This is a genomic window from Paenibacillus sp. FSL M8-0142 (assembly GCF_038597315.1).
GTDB lineage: Bacteria > Bacillota > Bacilli > Paenibacillales > Paenibacillaceae > Paenibacillus_AQ > Paenibacillus_AQ lactis.
Window position 1 is genome coordinate 5,394,383 of record NZ_CP152008.1, and the last position, 18,038, is coordinate 5,412,420.

An 18,038-nucleotide genomic window follows, 5' to 3' on the forward strand; every position below is an offset into this window, starting at 1 on the left:
AGGCGAGCCTGCAGCGAAAAACAGCCTCAGGTTATTGATATAGTATAGTGCGAACGAGTACGAATTCCAATGCGCGACCGCGCAGAACAACCCTTAACGCCGACGCCCCAGTCGTGACCAAAAGCTGCGCGGATCATCAAACCCATAATACGCTTAATGGCGTTGTAGGTACGAAGCGGTTGTTATCAGTGTTATCAGATTGCACGCGGTTTTCTCTGCCATTACGTACAAGCTCTCACCAGGAACAACCGTCAAACGGAGGCGTCGTTCCATCCGATTACATCATAGATGCTCGCTATTATCGCTATATGTGAAAAAGCGTCCAATCCCAAACCACAGTGAAGAACCGCGGATTACGGAAAAGGACGCTTAAAAAGCGATTGATATAAACATCTCTACATCAGTCTGTCGACTTTTTTGCCGGCCATGCTTGAATCCCGCGAAAAATGAGAGCACGCCTGAGGGACAAGGCGCGATGCAATACCGGCTTGCTCGTTCCATCAGCCGGGATCGACGCGTAATCAGCATCGCTGGTGCATCCTTCTTGCGAGACTCGTATGCCTCACGGCGCGTAATGCTGCCGCTATTCATCCGGATGAAGGATTTCCCGGATCGGAATCGCCATATTCCAGGTCTCCGTGCAGTCATGAAATCCGCGGCTCCCATCCGACGTCGCCGCGAACATCCAGGCAGGGCGCCCTCCCTCCATAAGCAGAAACGGGCGCTCCAGATTGCCCATCAGCCGCTCGGTGCCGTCATCCCAGCGTACCCTGCGGGAGTACGCCGGCTCCCCGGGCGTCGTCGTCAACTGCCATCGGCCGCCGGAAGCGGACCATGCGTGGATGCCGCCATATCGCTCCCCGGACAGCGAGCCGTCCATATCCTTGGCAATCATCTCGTATCCGCGTGGTGTACGCCATATAAACGGATCCTCAACATGAACCGATGGGGGAAATAGCGGCTCATCGCCGCGAACGTATGGACCGTGCACCGATCCTGCACAGGCCACCCCAAGCTGCATGTTTCCGTAAGAATGCCCGGCATAAGGTCGGGATTTATAGATGAGCAGCACCCGGCCGTCCGGATGGATGCATGGAGCCGGATTGGACACCAGGTAGCTGTCGAAGCGGTCCGGGCGCGGCGTCAAAACGGGTCGGTCCGGCCGGGTCCACGGCCCCCCAACGGATGGCGCCGTCGCGATGCCGATTCGTTTATTCGCTCTTGCCGCCACGGCAAGCGGATCATCCGGCCGCAGCTGCCTTCCGTCCTCCGGCAGAGGGAACGGGAACGTGGTGCCCATATAATAGAGCACATATATCCCGTCCACCTTCACGATGTGCGGATTATGCACGCTGGATCCGTCCCAATAGGCCGGGGATCTGGCGCCAAGCACCGTTTCCTCGTATCGGTACGGGCCGGCCGGATGATCCGCAGCCGCCCGGACGATCTCCGAGGCCGCAAGCCACCCGGGATGCATGGGCAGCGATTTCGGCCAGCGCGAAGCGAACATATGATATCGGCCGTCCTCCCCCTCGATTACGCTTCCGCACCAGACCCAATAGCCCGGCATGCGAAAGCCTCCGGCTGCCGGTGCAGGATCAAACACCAGCCTCATGGCTTTTCCCTCCTTCTTCTATAGGCAGCAAGGTTATTTTTTGCAACTTCATTAAAGAGTTTCCGGCTAGTGATAAGCCCCGGATTTCAAGATGGTGGAGTCCCCGCGAGCTTACCGTAAGCGGGCCCGTCTCGAGCTCTCCCCAGCTCCCGTCGCCGCCCGTCTCCTCTATCGTTGCCTCCACCTTCTGCTCATCAAGCGACACCTCGAACCGGCCGCCCGCCTGCTCGGCATCGGCGGATAATGTGACCATAAGACGACATCGGACAGGTCTTTCTTCTTCCGAACGAAATGTCCAGTGAACAGCTGCACCGGGATCAGCCCAGCCAGTTACGCCGTCATGCCCGCGTTTGCCGTTATCGTAATGAACGCCTCCCTCAATCCATCCATCGTATGCCCAGAACGTGTTCGGCATTCCGGCAATGAATCTGGGGGTCGGATCCGCCTTCAGCTCCCCCAGGATCTTGACCTTGATCACCGTTGCATACGGATGCTTCCGGACCGAACGAACGTCAATCTCCACGTCCCAAGGCCCAAGCTGCCGGAAGGCAAGGCTGCGGGGATGCTCATGCTCTCCGATGCCCCCTACCGGCTGCGCATACTGGACCCGGCTCGCGAGACCGGGCAGGATCAATCGCCCGTCCGAAGGCCAATCTCTTACAAACAGATATAACGCGGACTCGTCCGGCTTCCATGTACACCAGCCCCACTGCGGCACGCCGATCGGACTTTCCTCTGTCCCGTAAATCGCTTCGCCGCTGTACTCCAGGAAACGCCCTACCGTCTCCAGCAGGCGCCTTGACGTATCATCAATCGCCCCGCTTCCCATCGGCCCAATGTTCAGAACGAGATTGCCGCCCGCGCTTACGACCCGGAGCAGCTGCTCGATCAGCTCATCCGGGCTCTTCCAATTATCATCGTCATAGCGGAAGCCCCAGGAGTCGTTCAAGGTGTGGATCGACTCCCAGTCCGGCTGCACCGGACGGAATCGAAGCTGATTATCGTGCGGATTGCCGTAATCCGCAAACCGCTCGTCCCGAAGGCGCTTATTAATGAGGCAATCCGGCTGAAGCCTGCGCACCCGGTCACGGAACCATTCGGCGTGCTCATCGCTGATCTTATGGCCGCAGTCGAACCACATCACGCCGATCGGGCCGTAACCGGTCAACAGCTCCTCGACCTGGGGCAATGCCTTCTCCTGAAGATAGCGCTCGAAGCGGGTTCTTTTGCCGTCGTCATCCACCCAATCCTCCAGCAGGTCCCACGCGCCGACATTGTCCGGGTAGTCCAGCGTATTGCCTTGCGAATCCGGATGATGCCAATCCATCGCGTGGGAGTAGTAGATTCCAAGGCGAATCCCCTCTGCTTCGCAGGCCGCCGCCAACGCTTTGAGGGGGTCGCTCGGAAAATGAGCGTGGCGAGTGATGGAATAATCGCTGACCTTGGAGTCGTACATCGCGAATCCGTCATGGTGCTTTGCCGTTACAATCATATATTTGGCACCGGCCCGCTTCGCCAGTGACACCCATTCATATGCGTCAAAGGCATCCGGCTTCATCCCTGCGGCAGCCTCGGCGTACTCGGCAACGGGAATCTTCCCGCGCAGCTGGATATGCTCCGCATAATTCGCTTCTACGCGCTTCCCCTTCCACATGCCGCCCAGCATCGAATAAGGCCCCCAGTGCACGAAAATGCCAAACCGGGCCGCTCTCCACCAGGCTATGCGCCGGTCGAATTCGGACGCAAACTCATCCCTCTTCCATCCCTGCGCCTCCATCGGCCCTGTCTTTAGTCCAGCACCGTCCATGTATTCATCCCGTTTCATGCTCGCCCTCCTTGCCCTGATTCATCAGCAGCTCTTGGTCGTTCATGGCTTCATTATAGGATGTCGGCAGGTGCCGATTGATTGTTTTTTTGCGTTGGGGTTGTGTTTTGTTTGGGAGCATGGCCGAAATAGGTATTGATAGTATTAATATTGGTATTCATGTTGATATTGCTATTCATGTTGATATTCAAATGGATCTGAATCGTCCCAACGCAACGAACGTCAAAACAACAGGCCGGTCACGACCGGCCTGTTGCTGCTTTATCATGGATCAAGTTTTACCGTAGATGAGCGTGCCAAAATGACGGATTCATCTTCTTCCACGATTAACCAGAACATTACATAGGCTCTGCCCAATAGCTGGCTTAAACGCTGACACGGTGGTCCTGCAGCAAGGCGCAATTCCGATAGAAATCATCAATCTGCCGCCGTTCGCCATCCGTCAGCTGCTTTAAGGGCTGGCGTACCTTCGGGGAGCGCAGTACCCCTTGGAGATATAAAATATACTTTTCATACGCGATAACATCGTATTGGATCATGTGCGAGATCACCGCATTGGCCTCCGTCTGCAAAGACTGTAGGAGGCTCATATCAGGCCTTTGGGCAGTGCTGATATGATCGTGCATTTGAATGAATGGTCCCGGCATCATATTGAAGGTGCTCCCGATCGCGCCATCGGCTCCGGCACAAGCCCCGCTTAAATATACCTCGTCATGCCCGTTAAAAATCATGAACCGCTCATGGCATAAGGCGCGGATTTGCTGCATCTCAAACAGGTTCAAGGACGTAAATTTCACGCCGATACATTGGGAATGACTGCTCATGTCCGTGTAAAAATCCATCGTCAGACTCACGCTGGTAGCACCCGGGTAATGATAGACCAGCATGGGCAACGGCACGGCGGACATGATCGTTTCATAATGCTCCCGGATCTCTTTCATCGTTACTTTGTAATAGAACGGGACGACGGCCGAAACGGCATCTGCGCCAAGCTCTTCCGCGTGGCGGGCAAGCTTAACCGACTCCATGGTGCTGATGCAGCCGATATGCGCGATCACGATCACCCGGCCGTTCACCGTCTTGACGACGGACTCAAGCACCTGCTTCCGTTCTTCCGTCGTCAAAATAAACGCTTCCCCGGTGCTTCCTCCAACATAGAAGCCCGTAATTCCCAGCAAGATCTGATGCTCCACCAAACGCGATAACGACTCGTAATCGATCGATCCGTCCTCGTGCATAGGGGTCAACAATGCGGTAAATATGCCTTTAAACTTGCTTCGTTCTCCAGATACCAGGTTCAAGGGGAGTCCCCTCCTTATGGATTAGGTCTTAACAGAAAATCATCCTCATAAAAGCTGTACCCGCGAATTTGCGCTTTCGGCGCATCGTCGGCAATATATTGGACAACATAGATTTCCCCATCTTCAAATTGCACCCATCCCGAATAACCGAGATCGGCTGCCGGGCTGCGGTCATAATCGATGGGCATGATTCTCGTCCACTGCTCCCGCCGCTCGGCCGTCTTTGCCGATTCCTGATCCGTCAGTGCGACAAAGAAGTTCTGCGTCCAGGTGCCGAGCCAGCCTTTGCCGCCTTGCATGAAACGGTACGCGATCATAATGTTTCCGCTCTGCAGCATCCCTGCAACCGGACGATGACACCCGGGGATGGGGACGCGGTAGGGTCCGCTCCAAGTCTCGCCCTGATCATAGGAAATCGATTTGTAACAATCGAGCCCCTGCCCGGAGTTCTCCCGCAGGAAGGCAACCAGGGTTCCATCCGGGAGCGGAAGGATGCTCCCCTCGCACAGCTTCAGATCCGGATGCGAGGCCACAGTAACCGGTCCGTACCAATCTTCGCCTTGGCTATCCGAGTACCATAGACGCTGCTCGCTGACGCCTGTCTCCGCATTTCGCTCATGGGCGGACAGCAGCCACCGTCCGGATGCAAGCTCGCACAGCTTATCCGGCACGATCCCGGTAACCGGCGTCTCGATGGGCTCGGACCAGCGGTTCCCTTCGGCATCCCCAATCCATATATAATTCCGTCCCCCGTTCTCCTTCTTCTCCCTAATCAGATCTGCGACGATAACAAGCCGGTCATCCCGCAGTCTCGAAATCCGGGCGCAGTTCCAGTAGGGAAATCCTTTCGTCCATGCCGTGAACGGTTGTTTGTCACTCCAGGTTCTTCCTTTATCCGTACTTTCAGTCAGCATCAGCCGCGTTGCCGACCTGTCTCCGTGATGCGTGCATTGGGAGAATACACATACCAGCTTGCCCGCTGCAGTAAGCGTTACATCGGGCCATGCCTCATACCATTCCTCGTCTCTGCTGATCGCAAACTTCTCAATCGCCACTAACGTTCACCCTCCTTAACCGTTCTCGCCACTTCCACGGTTATTGTCTTCGTGGTTGAGTGCCCGGCCTTATCCCTTGCTTCATAGGTAATGATATACGCCCGCTTCTCTCCGCGCCGATGGTTTGCGGCCAACAGCTGAAAGGACGTATCCGCTGTTCCGATGTCCGCATCCCGAATTCCTTCAAGAGGGTCCGGCGTGCCTTCGGTTGTGACAGACACCAATGCAATCGAATCGATTCCGGATGATTCATCCTTGGGGTCAAGCCTTATCTCCACCGGCACCCACTTGCGGTTAGGCGGCCAGAGAACCTCAAGATTCGGAGTGGCCGTAAGCTCTGGCTCCGTCTTGTCAATGGGAAGCACTAGAGTTTGAGTCTCTTCCACATTGCCGGCTCCGTCCCGGCTCCGGTACTCCATCGTGGTGATTCCTTCCGCAGAAACGGAGACCGCTCCTGAATAATTCGTCCATTCCCCGCCATTCAGCCGATATTCCGTGTGAGTCACCTTGGAGTCTTGATCCGCTGCCGTTAGCTCCACCGTCACATCGGACGTATACCATCCATTCATTCCGTCCGGCTCATCCGGCGTAACGACAGCCTCCGTGACCGGTGCGGCTGCGTCGAACGGAAGTTGATACAGCTTTCTGATGTCGGAGGGATCCAGCGCATGGCGATATATCCTTAAATCGTCCAGACTGCCGTTCCAATCCCGATTGGCAACTGTGCCTTTATCAAGGCCGACCAGCGGCGGAGCGTCTTCGTTCGTCACGTTCATAGCGGCACCGTCAAATTGGGCCGATGTCGCAGCCAATTCCCCGTTAACGTACACCAGAAGATTGCCGCCCTGCCGGACACCGGCAACATGCGTCCATTCCCCGGTCTTGACTAGACCTGATGGCGTTGCTATGCCAATCTCCCTGTTCAGCGGCAGCCCGTTCAAATTCATCCGGACTGCACCGTTCTGTTCAACCGACATCCACCACTGCGGGACACCTCGGCCGGCCGTTCCGTACCATAACAACAGATGCCGCTGCCGGGAAAGCGTCTCCGGGTTGACCCATGCCGCAAAGGTAAAATCGCCGGTTCCAAAATGAAGATCCTCAGCCTTCGCGATCTCAACGTGCGAACGCTGCATGGCATCCAAATGGAGAACATGGCCCTGCCCATCGGAGCGGACCGTCCCCGGCCGGATCGCTGCGCCGTTCTGCAACAAGCCAGTATGTCCTCGGCCTGTCACATCCGTCACGGCGCCATCGCTTATCTGCTCGAAATTCCAGTGGAGCAGCAGCTCCGGACGCGGTCTGGACCTATCCAATTCAATCGTATAGCTGCGCGTGCGATTCCCAAGCCGGGCCGTAACGAGAAGCTCATCAAGCTCGCCCAGCCGGATCGTTCTTGGTACTCCTGGTGCTGCCGGCTCGCCCGCTATTTCGATTTCGACTCCAGCTTTCGATGCGATCGGCGTAACCGTCACTGCTTCGCTTCCTTCATACAATGTAAGGCTGTAATGCTCGATATCGCTCCTAAACACGGGGGACAGCGAGCCTTCCGAGAACACCAGGTCGTCCAGCTGCGCATCCTCCGTTTCGAACCAAGCCAAATTGAATGTTGCAAACATGATTTTGTCATAGGGCGTATAGCCCCCGCCTTCAAACAACAGACCTATCGTTCCGTCCGGCAGTACGGTGAGCGAGGAGTAGGCGGAATGCCCGCTGTATACCGTTTTCGCTACCGGCCAGGTGGCTCCGTCGTCATGGCTTAGGCGGACCGTCATCTTTTCCCTGACGTTCTCGCTAGCCGGATTGGCGAAAATCAGCAGCTTGCTGCCAAGATCATTATCGGCTGGCAAATAACGCACAATGCTCGCTTGCACAACCGGATCAATCAGTTCAGGCGCGTAGTGCACAGGTGACCAAGTCGCTCCTTGGTCTCTGCTTGTCGAGATTGCCCTCCGTTTCAGTTCTTTGTTGGCGGACAAGCGGTCGTTCCGCATCAAAGTGCCGTCCGTCAATTCCACCACGGTGGCCTCGTTCGTATCCGCCTGAATATAGCCGCTCTGATACCAGGTTAAGCCATGGTCATCGCTCTGAATGTTCCGGCCAATCGCCGGGATCACCAGCCTCCCTTGGTTAGGTCCATGCCGAAGCTGAATGCCGATTGCAGGCCCTGTTGCATCCCACCTTATATCAGGCGGCTGCACCTCCCCAAACCGATTAACCGGTTCCGACCAGGAAGCGCCGTCATCGTCGCTGTATGCGCTCCAAATCGTGCGTACGCCCCTGCTCGTTCCATTGTTGATCTCCTCAATCGTGTCGTCGCCATAATTATGGTTCATAAATAACCATATGCGGCCATTGCTCTCATCTTGTACCGCAGTTGGATTGCCACAGGTATCCGTACCCATGTCGCACACCGTTTGGAGCGGCCCCCATGTTGTGCCGCCGTCCATGCTGCGCTTAAGCACAAGGTCGATGTCCCCCGTATCCGAGGCGCTATTTTTCCGCCCCTCGGCAAACGCCAGCAAGGTTCCGTCCATGGTCGTCAAAACGGTCGGAATGCGAAACGTATGATACCCTTCCGTTCCTGCCACGAACAAATCGATATTGCGAAACTGCGCTTCCCCACCGGCCGCTGCCTCAGCTTCGACAGCTTTACTTAAGCTAACGGGGCCATGAGGGAAGCAGGCAGCCATAACAATAAACACCATCCAGCCAATAAACGCCTTGCGAAGCGGCCTCATCATAAACGAACCCTCCTAACCTTTAATGGAGCCGACCATAACCCCTTTAACGAAGTACTTCTGCAGAAACGGATACACAAACAAGATGGGGAGCGTGCTGATGATAATAACCGCTGACTTCAGAGTGGCGGCCGGCGGGGGATTCTGCACGTATTCCAGCTGTGCCTCGTTTTGCGTTATCCCCGTTAGCAAAATATTGCGCATGATGACCTGGATCGGCATCTTGTTAATGTCATTGATATAGATCGATGCCCCAAACCAATCATTCCAATGATGAACCGCATAGAACAAGCCGATCGTTGCCATAGCCGGCATGGAGAGAGGAATGACGATTTTGAACAGAATCAGTTGAGGCGTAGCCCCGTCAATGACGGCGGACTCCTCCAGCTCCTCCGGCAGTCCCATGAAGAAATTGCGAAGAATAAACAAATTCCACGCGCTGACCAAGCTTGGAAAAATAAGCACCCAAAGCGTATCCTTAAGCCCCAGCGTATCCATCAGCATATAATTAGGGATCAAGCCGCCTTGAAAGATCATGGTCAGAAAGATGAACAGCACCAGCCCGTTTCGGCCCGGCAAGCTACGACGCGCCAAGCCGTAAGCCAGCATGGACGTGAACAACAGATTGAGAATCGTGCCTACGATTACACGGAAGAGCGTAACCTGATAAGCGTTCAAAATGATCTTCCCCCGGTTAAGAAGCACGTCATAGGCCGTAAAGTCGAGCCTTTCCGGAATCAGCACGAATGCCCCCCGGCGCATGGATTCTTCTGCGCTGATGAAGGACGTCGACAGCACCGCCAGAAACGGGATGACGAACACGAGGGACAAAAAGATTAGGAAAACAATGTTGGCAGCATCAAAAATTCGTTCGCTTGTCGTCGGCTTTATTCCACTCACCGTATCCCTCCTTACCAGATTCCCGTTTGGTTCATGCGTTTCGCGAAATAATTCGCGCCCAAGATGAGCGTCATGGCCAGAAGATTTTTAAATAAACCTACAGCCGTGGCGAATGAATAGTTAAGCGATGTCAGGCCTTCTCTATACACATACGTATCGATGATGTCAGCCACCTCGTATACCGCAGGCGAATACAGCAGCAGCACCTTTTCGAACCCCGCATTCAGCAATCCCCCGATCGACAGGATAAGCATAATGACAATGACATGCGAGATGCCTGGCAGCGTGATATGCCATGCTTGGCGAAACCGGTTGGCACCATCGATTTTTGCGGCTTCATACAGTCCCGGATCAATTCCAGCCATGGCTGCCAAATACAAGATCGTGCCCCATCCGACGGTCTGCCACACATGGGATACAACGAGGATGGACCGGAAGTACTTGGGCTCCCCTAGGAACAGAATCGGCTCTCCGCCGAAAAACACGATGATCGCATTAAGCAATCCATTGTCCGTGGACAGCATCATCATGATGAGACCTGCAACCACGACGGTCGAGATGAAGTGCGGTAAGTACGAGACGGTTTGAACGAACCGCTTGAACAGTCCGTTCTTCAGTTCATTCATCAAGAGTGCCAATACGATTGCAGCCGGAAAACCGAACAACAGATTGTAGAAGCTGATCAGGAACGTATTTCGGAGAACATTCCAGAAATAATAGGATTGAAAGAAACGGACAAAATGATCGAAGCCTACCCATTCGCCCGTTAATATCCCGCGTACTCCTTCAAACGGCGAGATGTCTTTGAACGAAATGATGACGCCAAACATGGGCACGTAATCAAAAATAAGAAAATATAATAGACCGGGCAGGATTAAGTAATAGTAGAATCGATGCTTTTTCACTGCAGGCCATCGGCTTTTTTTCTTGGACTCCGGCGGGGGAACCGTCGCTGCTTTAAGCTCCATGATAGGCGTGCCCTCCCGCTTTTATTTTTTCAGCTCGTGATATTGCTTCGTGTATTCATCGATCCACATCTGCAGCCCCGCCTTGTTCAATTGTTCAATGTATTGATCAAATTCACCCAAAGGTCTTACGCCGGTCACAAACTTTACGAGCTCCTCGCTCCGCAAACGATCCAGGTCCTCCAGCATGGGAACATTCTGCTTCAGCCGCTCCTTGTCATAGACGACGGTCGCATCCAGCGGCATTTTGGCGGCGCTTACATTCGTAATTTCATGATTTAAATAATCGGCGTGCATCTTCTTCACCGGATCGCGGAAGGCGTATTTGTTCTCCGTCGCAAGGCCCAAAGAGAGCATATATTCGCCGGCATACCGAAGCTCCGGACTAAGCAGCTCGATCTCGAACTTTTGGTCATCTAAATATTTCCAATTGCTGCCGAAGGCTGCATTCAGAGTATTGGTCGGCAAGTCCTTGTATTGATAATTGATAAACTTGATTACGGCCTCCGGATTTTTGGCCTTTTTCGTGACCAGCATGCCCGTTGTGTTTCCGCGCGACGCCGTCATCAGCTTGCCGGCAGGACCCGTAAGATCTCTCGCAATCGCATAGTCCGCGCCTTCCGGAAGGTTTGGCTTGATCTGCGGGAACAGCAGCGTAATTCTTGAATACCACATGGAAGACATGCCCACCCGGTTGGTCTTCAGCAGCTCGAGCGGGTCAAATTTGGCAAAAGCCTCCTTGTAGATGTAGCCCTTCTGATACCAGTCCGCCATCTTGGCCAAGAAATCCCGGTAGCCCGGCGCCAGCTCGACCGGCTTGATTTTGTTATCGGCAGGGTCGAGCCAGTTGCTGTTGCCGCCTTCAACGAAGCCGCCCATGAGCGCATTATTGATTCCATTGATATCGGTCATCATGGGAATGGTATCCGCTTTGCCGTTGCCGTCAGGATCGCCCTCCTGGAACGCCTTCATCACCGCCTCGAGCTCATCGATCGTTTTCGGCATTTCCAAGCCCAGCTTCTCCAGCCAGTCTGTGCGAATCCATACCGGATAATGAACGGAAGGCAAGCCGCGGGGAATCCCCCAGATCGTCCCGTCTTTATCGGTCATATAATCCCAGGCTTCCTGCGGCCATGCCTTCAAAATATCCTGGCCGTGCTCCTCCAGCAAATCGTTCAGCGGAATGATGGCCCCCTTCGAAGCATACTGATCCCAATCCCCCTGAAATACATCCACTTGATCCTTGGACCCGAGCAGCAGGTTCAGCTTTTCGCCCTCGGAGCCTTTCGGAGGCACAATGGCGATCGGCTCAATGCCGAGCTCTTCCATATACATCTGTTTCATTTCCTCCAACGCGTCCGGTACGCTGCCTTCCGGCTTCTGATTCAAAGCCCCGGTATTCTGGTAAATATAAATTTTGGGCATTTCCCCGGAGCCCTTGCTGGAACCTCCATCAGCTTCCTTGGATCCGGTTGGTGTTCCATTGCCCCCGCTCCCTCCGCCGCCACATGCCGCGATCGCCAGGACGAGCATGGCCGTCAGCGTGGTCTGTGCGAATTTTTTCATCATAATCCCTCCTTCTACTTTGCGGGTCCACGATTCCAACATGGCCGGGACCTTCTGTCAGGTGACACCTTATCACGGATTGTAAACGCTTTAAATGAAAAACGCCGTACATTTATAACAACATTTCTACTTATCAATTATTTGTTATGGAAGCTAAAAATCCCGGTACTCCTTTGCGGAAGTAAGGAGCCGGGATCATGGTTAAGAGTATATTTTTTTGTATTCGCCGGGGGTGAGTCCGGTTATTTCCTTAAACACTTTAATAAAATAGTGGGCGCTGCCGAATCCGACCTGTCTGCCGATCTCATTGATTTTAAGCCTGCCTTCCGCAAGCAGACGCTTGCTGTTATCGACCCGAACCTGCTTCAAATAATCAATGAAGGGCTGACCGGTGCTTTGCTTAAACAATCTGCTGATATAAGCCGGATTGAGGTTCAACCGCTCGGCTACCCACGAGAGCGAAATATCTTTATCGTACTCGTTCTCCAGGATCTCGATGATTTTGGCGATATGCTGATTGCCCCTGGCATGAATTTCTTGACGGATGCATTCAATTCCACGAGTTATAAGCGATTGAAACCAGAGGACAATGTGATCCAGTGATTCCAGATCAAGCAGCTCCCGATAGGGATCTGTTCCGTCCCCGAACAAAATCTCGATGTCCGTTCCGAACGAGCTGAAAGAATGCCGGATTGATGTAAGCAATTGAATGAAGATCGGCTGGATCTGGTTGTAATGCAGCTTATTCTTGCAGGCTTCGATCTCGGCCACAAAGGCTCCGAACGTCGAGAGTGCTTCCTCCAAGCAGGCGGTCCGGATGTAATTATTGAGCTTCTCCTCAAGCTGGCTTGGATAAATAAAGGTCTGCCCGTTGTCGGCACGGATATCGTCCATGGATATAACATAGCCTTTGCCATACAGAATGCGATATTTCAGCGCCTCCGCCGCTTCTTCATACGCAAGCGGCAGCTCGCCGATCCCCTTGCAGATGCTTCCAACGCCGAGGGAGCATTGAGCTCCCAATCGGGCATTGACTTCATCGAGCAGCTGCTGCGCCAGGTGGAATAATGGCTGGCGTCCCTTGCCGGGAAAATGAAAAACAACAGCGACCTTGTCCTTTTCCACATTGACCACGAAAAATGCGGTCTCCTGCCCCAAAACCCTGCTGTCCCGCAGGGCATCCATGATTTTGATCTTGCACAGATCCTGAGCCAGCATATCCTCGCCATTCGAGGCCAGCTCCTCATCAATAGACAGCAAGAATACGGACAGATCATGAAGGCTGATGTCGAGCCCAAGATAATCCTTCTTCGCTTCAATCTCTTCAAGACTCATGGCATGCCGCTGCAGCAATGATTGTTTAAACCGTTCCAATTGGAAAGGCAGGCTTTCCTCCAGCCGTTCTTTATAATAATTGCGCTCATCGATGGTCGAACTGACAAAGCTGCCGATGACGCTGAGTTCATCATTCGCCCCCTTATGCGTATGATCCGGAACGTGAACGCTCCTTTTACGGTGCCTGAAATCCTGATGATCGTTACCCTTTCCACGATCCGGCCGGATATCATCCTCCCTGCCTTTCGCCAGCGCATTCAAGCGGGAAATGGGCTTATACAAGCTTCTGGACGAAAAATAGGACAGCAGCAGCGAAAAGAGGATTAAGGCGCCGGCTGTATAAGTTATCGTCTGTTTGATGTCAATCGTGCCCTGGGTATATACCCCCATATCGGAGACGTTGACAAACGTCCAATCCAGCAGTTTCGAGGAGGAGTAGCTGACCAGCTTCTTGCCGCCGTCCAGTTCAATGGAGTAAGATCCCGCCCCGCCTGCATGTTGGAGCGCTTCGGATAATCCGATTCGCGGAAAGTCATCCTTACCGGAAGCTTGGCTGCGGAACACGATATTTCCGCTGGAGGACACGACATACATGTCGTCATTCGCGTTCAGTTTGCTGATAATATCCGCATAAATCATGGATGCATCGAGGTTAACGATAATCGCATTGTTGGCTTTCTTGGACTTGTAGATCACGGACAGGAGCTCTTTCTCGCCTTGAGGGTATTGCTTGGCGACCCGGGTGTCCAGGAAAACGGGGTTCATCTGCATGTTTTGCACGGCTTCATACCAGCCTTGATCATAAAAGTCCTCTCGGCGGAACTGGCGGTTCGAGCGGTCATTGTCCGAGGTAATCACCAGGTTCTTGCTGCTGTCGTAAAAATATACGGAATCCACGAATTGATCCGAAAGTTTAAATGAATTCATTGTGAGGAAGGTGTTCTTCTTAGCCTCCAAATAAGCATACAGAGCAGGCAAATCCTCCTTCGGGATCGCCCCTTGTAGGCTCTCGTAATAAGCCCCGTTCGGGAAATTCTCGAAGCTGATAAAAGAACGGTTAAGCGCAAGCAAATTCGAATTTTCCTTAATCCGGTTCAATAGAATCTCAAGCGTGTTGATCGTTTGGTTCAAATACTGCAGCTTGTTGTTTCCCGTCTCTTCCTCGACAATGTCAGATACTCTGTAATAAGCGAAGATATTGGACACCAAGCTTGGGAGCACGGTAATCAACACGGTCGTGACGATTAACTTTAAGAAGAACTTACGCCTTTTTATTCTTCCAATCGAGTCGATCCAGATTCTCAGCTGAGGCATCATCCCTATCCCCCTTGGTCCGAAATATTGTATATTGCATGCCGGAACCTGTAGAGAATCGTGCTGTTCAAGCCGCCGTTCCAGGAATTAAATAAAGCGCTTTCAATTACTTTTAAAATGATTATACCTTATAGGCTTGTTGTTGGGGTATAGGGAGGGATCGTTTGAGGCAAGTATGGATCCTTTCCTTTTCTCAGCGATCCCGCATGTTTGGTTGCGTTAGTATTCATCATTTTCGCAGCAGGTTAAAAATCGCCTCCAGTCGGATCGTATGGCTGCATGACTCGCAGGTATACTTCCCGCGTTGGTTGTTTTCCTTAAAATTAGCGTAACCCGCGCTTCCTTCGTAAAGCCGGAATTTCTTCTTGCAGCAGAAGCATTCCACCTCGTAGAACAGCATGCCCCGCCCCCTCCTCATTCGTAATCTACGTTACTTACGGCCCGCTCAAAGATGCCGATCAGCTCCTCCGTGTACTCCTTCACGCTAAGATCCGGAGTACGCATCAGCTCAAGGCTGAATCCATCAATGGCATGGCGAATGGCTAACGCCGTGACCCGTGCCGACAACGGGGTAAATGTCCGGAAGCATCCAGCCTCCGCACCCGCATATAGAATCTCCTCAATAGGCTGATAGATGCCCTCGTCCGCATCCGCTGAGAACCGAAGCTTTCCATCCTTCGTTCGCATGCCTGCCGCGATTTCCACGACGGCAAATACCATTTCCCGGTGCTCCGCAATAAACGCCAGATTCGCCTCCATATACTTCCTAAGCCGTTCTTTCGGTGTGGCTGCGTTAGCCACAACTGGACGGATAAAAGCCTCCGCCGAGATCGCGTAAGCCGCCACCACTTCTTCCAGCAGATCATCCTTACTGGCAAAATGATAGGTAATCACCCCTTTGCTAACATTGGCGCGCTTGGCGATTTGCCCGATGGAAGCTTGGGCATAGCCGACTTCGGCAATCGTCCCGATCGCGCATTGGACGATTTGAGCACGGCGGGCTTTTTCGATAAACGACAAGTCATTGGGGTCATTTGCTTTATTTTTAGTACTCATGTTTATATTTTAGTACGATCGTACTAATTAATCAATAAAGAACCGGCCCATCTTTTACCGATGGCCGGCCCTTTCATCGCTGTCTAACGACAGCCATTATCTTTTTGCTTAAACCAAGCTCCTTGGGCTGCTGCTGCCCACCCAACCAATGGCCAGGTAAAGTCATTTTAGCATCTTGAATTATTGCACCTGATCGAGCAATCGATAGGCCTCTTCCTTCGATGTCACCGCCAAGAGCGCTTCTCTGAAATCATCGTCCATCAGCTTACGGGACAGCATCTGCAGCACTTTCAAATGCGCATTTTGTTTACTATTGCGCGGCACGGCAATCATAAAGATCAATTTGGCTTCGCTGCCGTCGAGACTCTTCCAGTCGACACCATCCCGCTGAATACCAAAGACCACGCTTGGTTTCAGGACAGCATCCGATTTACCGTGAGGAATCGCAATATTCATGCCGATGCCGGTGGAGCTTTCTTGTTCCCGGGCTAATATGGCCTGTTTAAAATCACCGTCAGCTCTGACCGCCCCATTCCGCTCCAATACAGCGATCATTTCGTCGATAACAGCATCCTGTGTCGTACCGGCCAGATTCAGGTTAATGAGATCCGGTGTTACGATATCCGTCAATTTCTCAACGCGGATAGGAGACGCTTCCATCGTTGTACCGTTACTGTTCTCGGCTGAAGCCGCTTCGGTTGCATCCGCAGCCACGGCTGCAGCTGGGGCCGCTTCGGCTCCGGCTGGCTTTTCTACTGCTTCTGCTCTTCCTTCTCCAACAACTGCTGGAGTCACAGCTGCAACATCTTTCTTGAGCAGGCTCACCATGATAACCGACACGGCTGCACCGACCATGACCGCTATGAAGAACATCAACACATGATCCACGGCACCGAGCACGGCTACAATCGGACCGCCATGGGCTACGCTGTCACCGACACTGCCCAGCATGGCAATCACCGAACCTGTCATGGAACCGACCATAATACTCGGAATGACGCGTAGAGGATCTTGCGCCGCGAATGGAATCGCTCCTTCGGTAATACCGAACAATCCCATCGTAAATGTTGCTTTTCCAGCTTCACGTTCCGCAGGCGTAAACTTCCTTTTGTTCATCATGGCCACCAGTCCCATGGCAATCGGAGGAACACAGATGGCAACGGCAATTTGGCCCATAATTTCATAGTTTCCTTCACCGATCATGGCCGAGCCGAACAGGAACGCAACCTTATTCACGGGACCACCCATGTCAAAAGAAATCATCGCTCCCAGAATAAGCGCGAGCAGAATCGAACTAGTACCCTGCATTCCCGCAAGCCAGACGGTTAACGCTTCAAACAGATCCGCAACCGGAGCGCCAATCACAAAGACGAAGATTAACCCTACAACTAGCGAAGCCAGTACCGGGATAACGATAATGGGCATAATCGGCTGCAGCGACCGAGGAACCTTGATCCTTTTAATAGCAAGTGCAACATAACCCGCCAGGAAACCGGCAATAATCCCCCCGATGAATCCAGCTCCTGCTTCACTTCCATAAAAGCTGCCGTTCGCAGCAATGAACCCGCCGACCATACCTGGTGCAAGACCGGGCCTGTCCGCAATACTCATGGCGATAAATCCGGCAAGGATCGGAACCATGAAGGTAAACGCAGCCGCGCCGATACTTTCAATCGTTTTCCAGATCGAATCTTCCGGTATCACCAGGCCACCCGGCGTTTTCACGCCGCCCATCGTCAGGGCGATTGCGATGAGCAGCCCGCCGATCACGATAAACGGCACCATATAGGATACACCGTTCATCAAGTGGCGATAGATCGGATTTTGTTTGGGTTTGTTCTCTCCCGTCAGAGCTTCAGCCGACTTGGACTGTGCCTGGTAGACGGGCACATCCCCTTTCATCACCCGTTGAATCAGTTCTTCCGGACGACGGATGCCATCCTGCACCCCAACGACAAGCAGTTTTTTACCCACAAACCGGTCCTTCACCACCGTCTTATCCGCTGCGATAATAATGCCATCCGCTTCGCGGATATCCTGCTCCGTGAATTGATTCTCCACGCCAATGGAGCCTTGGGTCTCCACTTTCATCTCAACGCCAAGCTTCGCGCCTGCCTTCTGCAGATTCTCAGCGGCCATATACGTATGTGCAATTCCGTTAGGACATGAAGTAATCGCTAGTATTTTCATGTTCGTCATTCTCCTTCGCTGTCATGTTCCCGCTTACATTTATAGTGTACACGCTGAAAGCGCTGTTATCGGATGAACTTATTACCGGAACTTTCGGAAAAAACGGATTTATTTCGTAAGCAAAATATCCCTCTAAGCGGGCTATGCCACGATGCTTATTCCAAACGCTTTGCAG

Annotated in this window: 12 protein-coding genes; all 12 read right to left on the reverse strand. The window is 53.1% G+C overall.

The genetic code is table 11. The annotated features are described in order from the left end of the window. Window positions 1-583 precede the first annotated feature (583 nt). Window positions 584-1,615, reverse strand: a complete 1,032-nt coding sequence (locus NSQ46_RS24620; protein WP_342575077.1) for a glycoside hydrolase family protein — start codon at window positions 1,613-1,615, stop codon at window positions 584-586. Continuing rightward, complete coding sequence (locus NSQ46_RS24625) at window positions 1,599-3,440, reverse strand: alpha-L-fucosidase (RefSeq protein ID WP_342575078.1); 1,842 nt, start codon at window positions 3,438-3,440, stop codon at window positions 1,599-1,601. Before NSQ46_RS24625 ends, NSQ46_RS24620 begins: the two co-directional genes overlap by 17 nt. A 365-nt stretch (window positions 3,441-3,805) precedes the next feature. Beyond that, window positions 3,806-4,741, reverse strand: a complete 936-nt coding sequence (locus tag NSQ46_RS24630; RefSeq protein WP_342575080.1) for an N-acetylneuraminate lyase — start codon at window positions 4,739-4,741, stop codon at window positions 3,806-3,808. 14 nt (window positions 4,742-4,755) lie between these two features. Next, entirely contained in the window at window positions 4,756-5,796 is a 1,041-nt protein-coding gene (locus NSQ46_RS24635) for a sialidase family protein (RefSeq protein ID WP_342575081.1), read from the reverse strand. Next, window positions 5,796-8,540, reverse strand: a complete 2,745-nt coding sequence (locus tag NSQ46_RS24640; protein ID WP_342575082.1) for an exo-alpha-sialidase — start codon at window positions 8,538-8,540, stop codon at window positions 5,796-5,798. The genes NSQ46_RS24635 and NSQ46_RS24640 overlap by 1 nt, the downstream gene beginning before the upstream one ends. Before the next feature lie 12 nt (window positions 8,541-8,552). Further along, window positions 8,553-9,437 carry a carbohydrate ABC transporter permease gene (locus tag NSQ46_RS24645; protein WP_342575083.1) on the reverse strand — a complete coding sequence of 295 codons (885 nt, stop codon included), beginning with the start codon at window positions 9,435-9,437 and terminating at the stop codon, window positions 8,553-8,555. A gap of 11 nt (window positions 9,438-9,448) precedes the next feature. Continuing rightward, window positions 9,449-10,405 carry an ABC transporter permease subunit gene (locus tag NSQ46_RS24650; RefSeq protein ID WP_342575084.1) on the reverse strand — a complete coding sequence of 319 codons (957 nt, stop codon included), beginning with the start codon at window positions 10,403-10,405 and terminating at the stop codon, window positions 9,449-9,451. Window positions 10,406-10,426: 21 nt separating this feature from the next. Next, window positions 10,427-12,010 (reverse strand): extracellular solute-binding protein, encoded by a 1,584-nt coding sequence (locus tag NSQ46_RS24655; protein WP_342575085.1) that lies wholly within the window; start codon window positions 12,008-12,010, stop codon window positions 10,427-10,429. 159 nt (window positions 12,011-12,169) lie between these two features. Beyond that, window positions 12,170-14,620, reverse strand: a complete 2,451-nt coding sequence (locus tag NSQ46_RS24660) for a helix-turn-helix domain-containing protein (protein WP_342575086.1) — start codon at window positions 14,618-14,620, stop codon at window positions 12,170-12,172. A gap of 226 nt (window positions 14,621-14,846) precedes the next feature. After that, window positions 14,847-15,017, reverse strand: coding sequence for a hypothetical protein (locus tag NSQ46_RS24665; protein WP_167392965.1), 171 nt, complete (start codon window positions 15,015-15,017; stop codon window positions 14,847-14,849). A gap of 14 nt (window positions 15,018-15,031) precedes the next feature. Then, window positions 15,032-15,673, reverse strand: coding sequence for a TetR/AcrR family transcriptional regulator (locus NSQ46_RS24670; protein WP_341341563.1), 642 nt, complete (start codon window positions 15,671-15,673; stop codon window positions 15,032-15,034). Window positions 15,674-15,853: 180 nt separating this feature from the next. After that, the gene (locus NSQ46_RS24675; protein ID WP_341341562.1) at window positions 15,854-17,863 is read right to left on the reverse strand and encodes a PTS fructose transporter subunit IIABC; all 2,010 of its coding nucleotides are present in this window, start codon (window positions 17,861-17,863) and stop codon (window positions 15,854-15,856) included. Window positions 17,864-18,038: the final 175 nt, after the last annotated feature.

Coding starts and splice junctions, on each gene's coding strand:
- NSQ46_RS24620 (WP_342575077.1), bottom strand. CDS start 1,615: ATGAGGCTGGTGTTTGATCCTGCACCGGCAGCCGGAGGCTTTCGCATG.
- NSQ46_RS24625 (WP_342575078.1), bottom strand. CDS start 3,440: ATGAAACGGGATGAATACATGGACGGTGCTGGACTAAAGACAGGGCCG.
- NSQ46_RS24640 (WP_342575082.1), bottom strand. CDS start 8,540: ATGATGAGGCCGCTTCGCAAGGCGTTTATTGGCTGGATGGTGTTTATT.
- NSQ46_RS24650 (WP_342575084.1), bottom strand. CDS start 10,405: ATGGAGCTTAAAGCAGCGACGGTTCCCCCGCCGGAGTCCAAGAAAAAA.
- NSQ46_RS24655 (WP_342575085.1), bottom strand. CDS start 12,010: ATGTTGGAATCGTGGACCCGCAAAGTAGAAGGAGGGATTATGATGAAA.
- NSQ46_RS24660 (WP_342575086.1), bottom strand. CDS start 14,620: ATGATGCCTCAGCTGAGAATCTGGATCGACTCGATTGGAAGAATAAAA.
- NSQ46_RS24665 (WP_167392965.1), bottom strand. CDS start 15,017: ATGCTGTTCTACGAGGTGGAATGCTTCTGCTGCAAGAAGAAATTCCGG.
- NSQ46_RS24670 (WP_341341563.1), bottom strand. CDS start 15,673: ATGAGTACTAAAAATAAAGCAAATGACCCCAATGACTTGTCGTTTATC.
- NSQ46_RS24675 (WP_341341562.1), bottom strand. CDS start 17,863: ATGAAAATACTAGCGATTACTTCATGTCCTAACGGAATTGCACATACG.